This window comes from Microtetraspora sp. AC03309 (assembly GCF_020826795.1).
Classification (GTDB): domain Bacteria; phylum Actinomycetota; class Actinomycetes; order Streptosporangiales; family Streptosporangiaceae; genus Microtetraspora; species Microtetraspora glauca.
The window spans coordinates 1-9,985 of sequence record NZ_JADDIL010000139.1; the positions used below are offsets into that span (position 1 = coordinate 1).

The 9,985-nt window shown below is 72.6% G+C and carries 8 protein-coding genes and 1 pseudogene; 2 read left to right on the forward strand and 7 right to left on the reverse strand.

From position 1 onward, the window contains the following. Positions 1-1,152, forward strand: a pseudogene (locus IMZ11_RS41040) (hypothetical protein); the annotation flags it as partial. A gap of 75 nt (positions 1,153-1,227) precedes the next feature. Here the strand turns inward: IMZ11_RS41040 and IMZ11_RS41045 are convergent. The 6 genes from IMZ11_RS41045 to IMZ11_RS41070 form a co-directional block, all read right to left on the reverse strand. Further along, positions 1,228-1,674, reverse strand: a complete 447-nt coding sequence (locus tag IMZ11_RS41045) for a GNAT family N-acetyltransferase (RefSeq protein WP_228648734.1) — start codon at positions 1,672-1,674, stop codon at positions 1,228-1,230. A 59-nt stretch (positions 1,675-1,733) separates the two neighbouring features. Continuing rightward, positions 1,734-2,222, reverse strand: coding sequence for a Rieske (2Fe-2S) protein (locus IMZ11_RS41050; RefSeq protein ID WP_228648736.1), 489 nt, complete (start codon positions 2,220-2,222; stop codon positions 1,734-1,736). Between the two features lie 113 nt (positions 2,223-2,335). Next, the gene (locus IMZ11_RS41055; protein ID WP_228648745.1) at positions 2,336-3,493 is read right to left on the reverse strand and encodes an acyl-CoA dehydrogenase family protein; all 1,158 of its coding nucleotides are present in this window, start codon (positions 3,491-3,493) and stop codon (positions 2,336-2,338) included. Beyond that, the gene (locus IMZ11_RS41060) at positions 3,480-4,475 is read right to left on the reverse strand and encodes a hydroxymethylglutaryl-CoA lyase (protein ID WP_228648739.1); all 996 of its coding nucleotides are present in this window, start codon (positions 4,473-4,475) and stop codon (positions 3,480-3,482) included. Before IMZ11_RS41060 ends, IMZ11_RS41055 begins: the two co-directional genes overlap by 14 nt. Positions 4,476-4,531: 56 nt before the next feature. Then, positions 4,532-6,562: a biotin carboxylase N-terminal domain-containing protein gene (locus IMZ11_RS41065; RefSeq protein WP_228648741.1), complete on the reverse strand. Its 2,031-nt coding sequence runs from the start codon at positions 6,560-6,562 to the stop codon at positions 4,532-4,534. A 49-nt stretch (positions 6,563-6,611) separates the two neighbouring features. After that, on the reverse strand, positions 6,612-8,186 hold the full coding sequence (locus tag IMZ11_RS41070; RefSeq protein ID WP_228648747.1) for a carboxyl transferase domain-containing protein: 1,575 nt from the start codon (positions 8,184-8,186) through the stop codon (positions 6,612-6,614). Between the two features lie 85 nt (positions 8,187-8,271). Here IMZ11_RS41070 and IMZ11_RS41075 point away from each other — a divergent pair, with 85 nt between their 5' ends. Continuing rightward, on the forward strand, positions 8,272-8,877 hold the full coding sequence (locus IMZ11_RS41075; protein ID WP_228648743.1) for a TetR/AcrR family transcriptional regulator: 606 nt from the start codon (positions 8,272-8,274) through the stop codon (positions 8,875-8,877). 16 nt (positions 8,878-8,893) lie between these two features. Here the strand turns inward: IMZ11_RS41075 and IMZ11_RS41080 are convergent. Next, on the reverse strand, positions 8,894-9,985 hold a 1,092-nt coding region (locus IMZ11_RS41080), incomplete at its 5' end, for an alpha-ketoacid dehydrogenase subunit beta (protein WP_305075945.1).

Below are 9,985 nucleotides of genomic sequence, written 5' to 3' on the forward strand. Positions count from 1 at the left end.
GGTCAGCCCGCCCCCGGCGCTCCGGCCCGGCCGCCCGTGCCTCCCGCGGCGCCTCCTGCGGCGCCTCCGCCTCCGGCTCCGCCCGCGCCCGTTCCGAGCGACTACCCCATGGTCGGTCTCGTGGAGCACCTCTTCAGGGACTGGGACCCGCTCGCCAAGGCCGTCGCCGCCGAGCGGCTGTTCGCGGCCGAGCCGGTCAGCCTCCGCGCGCTCGCCCACCGCCTCAACGTCGACCGCGAGATCCTCTCCCAGGCCCAGCGGGCCGTGGAGGAGCGGGTGCTCATGTGGCTGCGCTCCCCCGACTCCGCCGCGCTGACCGGTCACCTGTTCGGCCTCACGGAGTGGCTGGGCACCGCCGCGACGCAGGAGCAGCTGATCGCCGCCGACTCCTCCCACCCCATCGACGTCCCCTCGCTCGGCACGCCCCTCTGGCGGGTGCTGGTCACGCTGATGCCCGACCGCCGGCTCCAGGACGGCTGGCTCGTCGTCGGCGACCTCGGCGGCCTGCGGGACAAGACCCGCCAGCTCCTCGCGACCAAACCCGCGGACACGGACGTCGTCGAGCTGCTCGGCCAGCTCGGCATCCGCCCGCACTCGGCCAAGGCCTGGCTCGACGCGCTGCCCAAGGAGCAGCCGCGTCCGGAGCAGCGGCCGGCCGGCGGCGCGCCGCCCGGCGAGCCCAAACCGCTCCCCCGCCGCACGCCCGGCGCGAACGGGCACCACCAGCGGGGCGGGGTCCCCGTTCCCTCGCAGGCGGGCAACGGACCCGACCCGGCGACCGCCCTGGCCGCGCTCAACGCGCTCACCGGCACCGCCCCGCCGCGCCCGCACCTGGTCCCCAGCCCGCGCACCACGCCGACCAGCCCGTCCTCCGACCCCCGCCGCTGGCAGCGCATCGACGTCACCAGCGGGCACCTGCGCGGCGAGCCCGTCGCGGTTCCCGAGGGGTACGCCGCCCAGCTCGGCATGCGCCCGGGCACGCTGCTGTCGGTCACCGGCCCCGGGGACAACGCGGTCGTGCTGGTCTGGCGCGACCAGCAGCCGGTCTTCGACTCGCTCCAGCCCGTGCTGATGCGGCTGAACGCGCGGCCGGGCGACTCGGTCTATGTCACCGTGGACGGCTACCGGCTGGACGCCCAGCTCACGTCGTGACGTTCCGCTCCCCCCGCGAGCGTCCGCGGGGGGAGCGGGACCGGACATAGGTGGCGGGCGGCTCTCGCCCGCACGTCACGTACGGGGCGGCGTGAGCATCTTCCGGTAGTACGTGGCCGAGACGTCGAAGCCGAGCGCGCTGAAGAATCCCGCCGCCCGGCGGGTGGCGAGCGCCATGTATCCGGCCTCGCGCGAGCGGGCCCACGCCTCGAACTCCTCCAGGAGCCTGCGCCCGATGCCGTGGCGGCGGAAGTTCCTTTCGATGATCGCCTCCTCGACCCAGGCGACCCGCCCGTTGGCGAAGAGCGTGAGGTGCGTGTAGCCGAGGAGGTAGCCGCGGACCGTTCCGTCCACGGTGGCGACCAGGAGCAGCGCGTCCTCGTTCTGGAGCAGCTGCGGCAGCGCCGCGTCGAAAGCGGCGCGTTCCGGGCGGAACGACAGCGCGAACTCGCGCGCGAGCGCGAAGATCTCCTCCGCGTCGCTCTTGTCCGCCCTCCGGAGCCGGAGATCACCAGACGTCATGGGTAGGACTCTAGATTTACCGGGGCGAATACGTCCATTGCATGGTCAATCCGGGAGCCTCAGGCCAGGGTGATCGTGTCACCCTCGGAGGAGATGGCCACCTCGGCGAGGGCCTTCTTCGCCGGACCGCTCTTGGGGGAGCCGTCGGCGATGGAGAAGGACGAGTTGTGGCAGGGACACACGATGACGCCGTCCCTGACCCGCTTCACCGGGCACCCCTCGTGCGTGCAGATGGCGCTGTAGGCCTTGAAGGTGCCCGCCTCCGGCTGGACGACCACCACCTTCTCCGCGTTCACGATCACACCGCCGCCGACCGGGATGTCGGCCTTCTTGGCCAGCGTGCCCGCCGGCGCCTTGTTCGCCTCTCCCGCGCCCGCGGCCTCCCCGCCCGTCGCGGGCTTGCCGTTGGCGGCCGGGTCGGCGGCCGTGCCCGTGGTCGTGCCGGTGCCGGACGAGCACGCCGCGACGGCGGCGCCCACTCCCGCGAGGGCGGCGGTGCTGAGGGCGTGACGGCGGGTGACGTTCTTGTCCAAGGTGCTGCCTTTCATCGGTCGGGTCTCCACCCAACCAGTACCACCAGGCCAAACCCGTCACCCCGGAGGGTTTTCTAAGAATTTATTAAGTACCCGAGGTGACAACCAGTGAAAGGGTCCTATCGCACTTATGCCCCCATTCCCAGCTCGCGTGCGATCAGCATGCGCTGGACCTCGCTGGTGCCCTCGCCGATCTCCAGGATCTTGGCGTCGCGGTAGAAACGGCCCACGGGATACTCGTTCATGAAGCCGTACCCGCCGAAGATCTGGGTGGCGTCGCGCGCGTTGTCCATGGCCGCGTTCGAGGAGACCAGCTTCGCGATCGCCGCCTCCTTCTTGAACGGCCGCCCCGCCAGCATCCTCTCGGCCGCGTGGTAGTAGGCGAGCCGCGCGGTGTGCGTACGCGCCTCCATGTCGGCGATCTTGAACTGGATCGCCTGGTACCGGTTGATGGCCCGGCCGAACGCGACCCGCTCGCCGGCGTAGCGCAGGGACTCGTCCACGCATCCCTGGGCGAGCCCGACCGACAGCGCGGCGATGGCCACCCGGCCCTCGTCGAGCGTCTGGAGGAACTGGGCGTACCCCCTTCCGCGCTCTCCCAGGAGGTTCTCCTCGGGGACCCGGCAGTCGCTGAACGACAGCTCGCGGGTGTCGCTGGCCGACCAGCCGACCTTGGAGTACTTCTTCGACACGGTGAACCCCGGGGTCCCCGACGGCACGAGGATCGTGCTGATCTCGGGCACCACCGCGCCGTCACGCTCACGGCGGCCGGTGATCGCCGCGACGCCGACGACACCGGTGATGTCGGTCCCCGCGTTCGTGATGAACGCCTTGGACCCGTTGATCACCCATTCGCCGCCGTCAAGCGTCGCCGTCGTGCGCATCCCGCCCGGCACGTCGGAACCGCCGCCCGGCTCGGTGAGGCCGAACGCGCCGAGCATCTCCCCGGAGGCCAGCCGCGGCAACCACCGGGCCTTCTGCTCGTCCGTGCCGAACCGCAGGATGGGCATCGCGCCCAGCGACACCGCGGCCTCCAGTGTGATCGCCACCGAGGAGTCGACCCGCGCCAGCTCCTCCAGCGCGAGGCACAGGGCGAAATAGTCGCCGCCCATGCCGCCGTACTCCTCCGGGATCGGCAACCCGAACAACCCCATCGCGCCCATCTTGGCGACGATGTCGTACGGGAACTCGCACCGCTCGTAGTAGTCGCCGATCACCGGGGCTACCACCTCGCGGGCGAACTGCCCGACCGACTCGCGCAACTGCGCGTACTCATCCTTGAGCATCTCGCGCTCCTCCTCGCTCCGGCTGATCGCCGTCACCGCTGCTACCGGACCCCAGCGCCTGGACGACGCGGGACGCGCTCGGACGGCCGAGCCTCCCCGCGAGCCACACGCTGGTCTCCACCAGGGACGGGAGGTCCACACCCGTCTCCACTCCGAGGCCGTCCAGCATCCAGACCAGGTCCTCGGTGGCGAGGTTCCCGGTGGCACTCTCGGCGTACGGGCAGCCGCCCAGGCCGCCCGCCGAGGCGTCCACGACGGTCACTCCCTTGGTGAGCGCCGTGAGGGTGTTCGCCAGCGCCTGGCCGTACGTGTCGTGGAAGTGGACGGCGAGCCGCTCCGGCCCCGCCCCCGCCGCCGCGAGGGCGTCGAGCAGCGCGGCGACGTGGCCGGGGGTGCCGACCCCGATCGTGTCGCCCAGCGACAGCTCGAAGCAGCCGAGGTCGAGGAGCCGCATGCCCGCGCGTACGACCTGTGGGACCGGCACCGCGCCCTCCCAGGGATCGCCGAAGCACATCGAGAGGTACGCCCTGACCCGGAGGCCGTGGTCGAGCGCCCGTCCGACCACGGGGGCGAACATGTCGAACTGCGACTCCACCCCCTGGTTGAGGTTCCTCCTGGCGAACGTCTCGGTCGCGCTGCCGAAGATCGCTATCTCGGTGACGCCGCGTTCCAGGGCCCGGTCCAGCCCCCGCTCGTTGGGCACGAGCACGGGGTAGCGGACTCCGGGCATCGGCTCAACGAGGTCGAGCAGTTCGGCCGCGTCGGCGAGCTGGGGCACCCACTTCGGATGGACGAAGCTGGTCGTCTCGATCCTCGTCAGGCCCGCGCGGGCGAGCCGGGCGACGAACTCCGCCTTGACCTCGACCGGGACGATCGCCGCCTCGTTCTGCAGCCCGTCCCTCGGGCCCACCTCGTGGACCGTGACCCTCGCGGGCAGGCCGTCCAGGGCGTACGCGCCGTATCCCGCCCCTTCGCCTTCCACCGGTCGCACGGGTCGCGCCGGTCGCGCCGGTCGCGCCGGTCGCGCCGATCGCACTGTCATGACGTGCTCCCATCGGGTTCCACCCGGGCCAGGACGCCGTCGAGCTCGACGGCCTGGCCGATCCGCACCGTCAGCTCGGTGACGACGCCGTCCAGGGGCGCCACCACCGAGTGCTCCATCTTCATCGCCTCCACCACGACGAGGGGCTGGCCCGCGCGCACCCGGTCGCCCGCGGCCGCCTTGACCACGAGCACGGTCCCGGGCATCGGGCTGCGGACCACGCCGTCGGCGTCGCCTCCGCCGCCCGCGCGGTCCCCCGGGTCGCCCAGCTCGTGCCGGACGACCGGCCAGGCCAGGCCGTCGCGCCCCAGCCAGAGAACGCCGCCGTCCCAGGCCGTGGCGAACCGGCGGGTCATGCCGCCGATGGTGATCGCGATCTCGCCCTCCGCCGGACGCGCCAGCGCGGCCCGAAGTGAATGGCCATTAACATCCGCCTCGGCGTCACCGGCCAGCCCTCGCACCCGTACGTCGACGACCGCACCCCGGGAGTCCAGCCGGTAACCGGTCCACGCCCGCTCGCCGATCCGCCAGCCGTCCGCGACGTCCCACGGATCGGCGCTCGCCGGATCCCCCGTTCCGGGGCCGGGCCCGTGGCCCGAGTGGAAGATCAGCGCGGCGGCCACCAGGGCGTCCGGCGGCAGGGGCTCGGCGGCCAGGCCGCCCTCCGGCCGATCGTCGTGGAGGAGGCGCTCGACCAGGCCCGTGTCCAGGCGGCCGGCGACGACCTCGGGCCGCGCGACCAGTGTCCGGAGGAAGCCGATGTTGGTCGTCACCCCGAGGATCGCGGTCGAGGCCAGCGCGTGATCGAGGGTGCGCAGCGCGCCGGACCGGTCGGGCGCCCAGGCGACGACCTTCGACAACATCGGGTCGTAGTCGCCGCCCACGATCATGCCCTCGACCAGGCCGGAGTCCACCCGCACGGCACGGCCGTCCCGGGGTTCGCGCAGCGCGAGGACCCGCCCGCCCGACGGCAGGAAGCCGCGCGCCGGGTCCTCCGCGTACACGCGGGCCTCGACGGCGTGGCCGTTCAGCCGTACGTCGTCCTGGCCGAACGGCAGCGGCTCGCCCGCGGCGACGCGGATCTGCAGTTCGACGAGGTCGAGGCCGGTCACCATCTCGGTCACCGGATGTTCGACCTGGAGTCGCGTGTTCATCTCCATGAAGTGGTACGGCGGCCCCTCGTCAAGGGACTCGGCCTCTCCCCACTCCGTGCCCTGGACGATGAACTCGACCGTGCCCGCGCCGACGTAGCCGACCGCCCGCGCGGCCTCGACGGCCGCGGCGCCCATCCGCGCCCGGGTGGCCGAGTCGAGCAGCGGCGAGGGGGCCTCCTCGATGATCTTCTGGTGCCGTCGCTGGAGGCTGCACTCGCGCTCGCCCAGGTGCACGACGTTGCCGTGCGCGTCGGCCATGACCTGGATCTCGATGTGCCGGGGGTTCGGGACGAACCTCTCGATCAGCAGCGTGCCGTCCCCGAACGCGGCGAGCGCCGTACGGCGGGCCGAGGCGATCGCCTCGGGCAGCTCGGCCTCGGACCGCACCACCACCATGCCCTTGCCGCCACCACCGGCCGAAGGCTTGATCAGCGCGGGGAAGCCGATCGCGCGGGCCGCCTCGGCCAGGTCGTCGGCGGGCTCCGCCCCTCCGGGGACCACGGGCACGCCCGCCGCGGCGACGGTCGCCTTGGCCCGGATCTTGTCGCCCATCGCCTCGATCGCGGCGGGCGGCGGCCCGACGAACACCAGCCCCGCCTCCGCGCACCGCCGGGCGAACGCGGCGCTCTCCGCGAGGAAGCCGTACCCCGGGTGGACGGCCTCGGCCCCTGTCTGGAGCGCGGCGGCGATCACCCCGTCGACGTCGAGGTAGCCGCCCGGCAGCCGGACGGCCAGATCGGCCTCGCGCACGTGCCGGGCGGCCCGGTCCGCGTCGCTGTGCACCGCGACGGAACGGATGCCCATCGCCCGCAGCGTGCGGACGATCCTTACCGCGATCTCACCGCGATTGGCGATCAGCACGGACCCGAACACCCCGCCACCTCCTCTTCACGATCACGTACGCTCCTCACGATCACGCCGGTCACATCCGGAAGACGCCGTACCCGACCGGGTCGAGCGGGGCGCCGGCCGCGGCGGACAGGGCCAGGCCGAGTACCGTGCGGGTGTCCACCGGGTCGATCACTCCGTCGTCCCAGAGCCGGGCGGTCGAGTAATAGGGGTTCCCCTGGCGCTCGTACTGCGCGCGGATCGCGTCCTGGTCGGCGTCGCCCACGGTCGAGAGCACGTTCGCCGCCTGCTCGCCCCCCATGACCGAGATGCGGGCGTTCGGCCACATCCACAGGAAGCGCGGCGAGTACGCCCGCCCCGCCATGGCGTAGTTTCCCGCGCCGAACGACCCGCCGATGATCACGGTGAACTTCGGCACCCGCGCGCAGGCGACGGCGGTGACCATCTTCGCCCCGTGCTTGGCGATGCCGCCCGCCTCGTACGCCCTGCCGACCATGAAGCCGCTGATGTTCTGCAGGAACACGAGCGGGATCGACCGGCGGTCGCACAGCTCGATGAAGTGCGCGCCCTTCAGCGCCGACTCGGCGAAGAGGATGCCGTTGTTCGCGACGATCCCCACCGGGTGCCCGTGGATGCGCGCGAACCCCGTGACCAGGGTGGGGCCGTACTCCGCCTTGAACTCCAGGAACCGGCTGCCGTCGACGATCCGCGCGACGACCTCCCGCACGTCGTACGGCGTGCGGGTGTCCTGCGGGACGATGCCGTACAGCTCGCCCGGGTCGTAGGCGGGCGGCTCGGCCGGCCCGGTCTCCCAGGCGCGGGCCGTACGGGGCGGCAGCGTCGCCACGATGTCCCGGACGATGCGCAGCGCGTGGGCGTCGTCCTCGGCGAGGTGGTCGGTCACACCGCTGGTCCTCGCGTGGACCTCGCCGCCGCCGAGCTCCTCGGCGGTGACGGTCTCGCCGGTGGCCGCCTTCACCAGGGGCGGCCCGCCCAGGAAGATCGTGCCCTGGTTCCTGACGATCACGGCCTCGTCGCTCATCGCCGGGACGTACGCGCCGCCCGCCGTGCAGGAGCCGAGGACGGCCGCGATCTGCGCGATCCCCCGCGCGGACATGGTGGCCTGGTTGTAGAAGATCCGCCCGAAGTGCTCGCGGTCGGGGAACACCTCGTCCTGCTTGGGCAGGAAGGCGCCGCCCGAGTCGACGAGATACACGCAGGGCAGGTGGTTGTCGAGGGCGATCTCCTGGGCCCGCAGGTGCTTCTTGACGGTGACGGGATAGTACGTGCCGCCCTTCACCGTGGCGTCGTTGGCGACGACGACCACCTCGCGGCCGGACACCCGCCCGATGCCGGTGATGATGCCGGCGGCGGGCGCCTGCCCGTCGTAGAGCCCGTCCGCCGCGAGCGGCGACAGCTCCAGGAATCTGCCCCCGGGGTCGAGCAGCGCGTCCACCCGGTCCCTGGGCAGCAGCTTGCCCCGGGCGACGTGCCGCTCCCTTGCGCGCGGCGGGCCGCCCCGCGCCGCGACGGCCAGCCGCTCGCGCAGCTCGGCGGCCAGGCGCTCGCCCGCCTCCGCGTTGCGCTTGTACGGCTCTCCGCCCGGATCACAGGCGCTCCGCAGCGCCGGCCACGGGTTCGGCTCCATGCCGACCACCTCCGGCGAGTTAATGCTGACTAACATCACCTCGGATGTTAGTCACCATTAACCGACTCGTCTACCATTGCCTCTCGTGACGACTCCCCGTACCCCTACCCGCAACAGGCGCGCCGAGATACTCCGGGCGGCGGCCGAACTGTTCGCGGCGCGCGGGTTCCACGGGGTGTCGATCGAGGACATCGGATCCGCCGTCGGCGTCTCCGGCCCCGCGATCTATCGCCACTTCAGCGGCAAGGAAGCCCTGCTCAGCGAGATCCTGCTCGACATCAGCGAGCGGCTGCGCGAGCAGGGCGCCCGCCTGGTCACCGCCCCCGCCGTGCCGGAGTCCCCCAGCGGCGACGCGTACGCGCGGGCGGCACTGGACGCGCTGCTCCACGGGCACATCGACTTCGCGCTGGCCAACCCGGCGCTGATCCGGGTGCACGAGCGGGAGCTGGACAACGTGCCCGAGTCGGCCCGCCGCCGGATCCGCCGCCTCCAGCGCCTGTACGTCGAGGAGTGGGTCACCGTGCTGAGCGAGCTCTATCCCGACTGCCCGCCGGCCCGGCTGCGCGCCGCCACCCACGCCGTCTTCGGGCTGCTCAACTCCACCCCGCGCAGCGCGGGCGAGCTTCCTCCGCAGGCCATGGCGCCGCTCCTGCACGGGATGGCAGTCGCCTCCCTGGCTGTGCTGGCCTGATCCCGCGGCGGACCCGTCAGGCGAGGAGCTTGCGCGCGGCCTGCTCGATGTCCCACTCGGACATCAGCACCGTGTCCGCGGCGGCGCCCAGCGGGATGAAGCTGTCCTGAGAGGTGACCCGCGCGATCTGCCCGGAGAACCCGTTGTCGATCAGCGCGGTGATGACGCTCTCGGAGACGCCGCCGCTGCGCCGGGTCTCGTCGGCGATCAGCACCTTGCCGGTCAGCTCGGCGGCGCGCAGCAGGTCCTCGACCGGGAGTGGGGACAACCAGCGCAGGTCGAGCACCCGGCAGCTCATCTCCTCGGCGGTGAGCTTGACCGCCGCACGCAGGCTCATCCGCACCCCGTTGCCGAAGGTGACGATGGTCAGGTCGCGGCCGTCGCCGTACGAGCGGGCCCGGCCGATCGGGATGTGCGTCTCCGCCCAGCGGGCCGGCGGGACGTACGGCGAGAGCCAGCCTCCGTCGTCCTCGTCGAACAGGTCACGCGTGTGGTACAGCGCGATGGGTTCGAGGAAGACGCAGACCCGGCCGTCGGCCCGCGCCGCGGCGAGGCAGGTGCGCAGCATGGACGCGGCGTCGTCCGGCCGCGCGGGCACGGCCACGATCAGGCCGGGGATGTCGCGCAGCGCGGCGACCGAGTTGTCGTTGTGGAAGTGGCCGCCGAAACCCTTCTGGTAGGCGAGCCCGGGGACGCGGACGACCATCGGGTTGCGGAACGCCCCCCGGGAGAAGAACTGCAGCGACGACGCCTCGCCGCGGATCTGGTCCAGCGCGTTGTGGAGGTAGGCGAGGTACTGGATCTCGGGGACCGGCAGCAGCCCCGAGACGCCGGAGCCGAGGGCCAGCCCGAGGATGGACTGCTCGTCCAGCAGCGTGTCGAAGACCCGCTCGGCGCCGAACTTCCGCAGCAGGCCGCGGCTGACGCCGTACACGCCGCCCTTCCTGGCGACGTCCTCGCCGAACAGCAGGACGCCGGGGTCCAGCGCCATCTCGTCGGCGAGCGTGCGGTTGATCGCCTGAGCGAGCGTGAGGCCGCCCTCCTGCTCGGGTGGCGTGCCGAAGACCCGTTCCCGTACGGCGGGGGCGGCGACCCGGGTGGCCTCGGC

Bases quoted from the DNA above. Each gene is read 5' to 3' on its own strand.
- IMZ11_RS41045 (WP_228648734.1), bottom strand. From the start codon at position 1,674: ATGACGTCTGGTGATCTCCGGCTCCGGAGGGCGGACAAGAGCGACGCG.
- IMZ11_RS41050 (WP_228648736.1), bottom strand. From the start codon at position 2,222: ATGAAAGGCAGCACCTTGGACAAGAACGTCACCCGCCGTCACGCCCTC.
- IMZ11_RS41055 (WP_228648745.1), bottom strand. From the start codon at position 3,493: ATGCTCAAGGATGAGTACGCGCAGTTGCGCGAGTCGGTCGGGCAGTTC.
- IMZ11_RS41070 (WP_228648747.1), bottom strand. From the start codon at position 8,186: ATGGAGCCGAACCCGTGGCCGGCGCTGCGGAGCGCCTGTGATCCGGGC.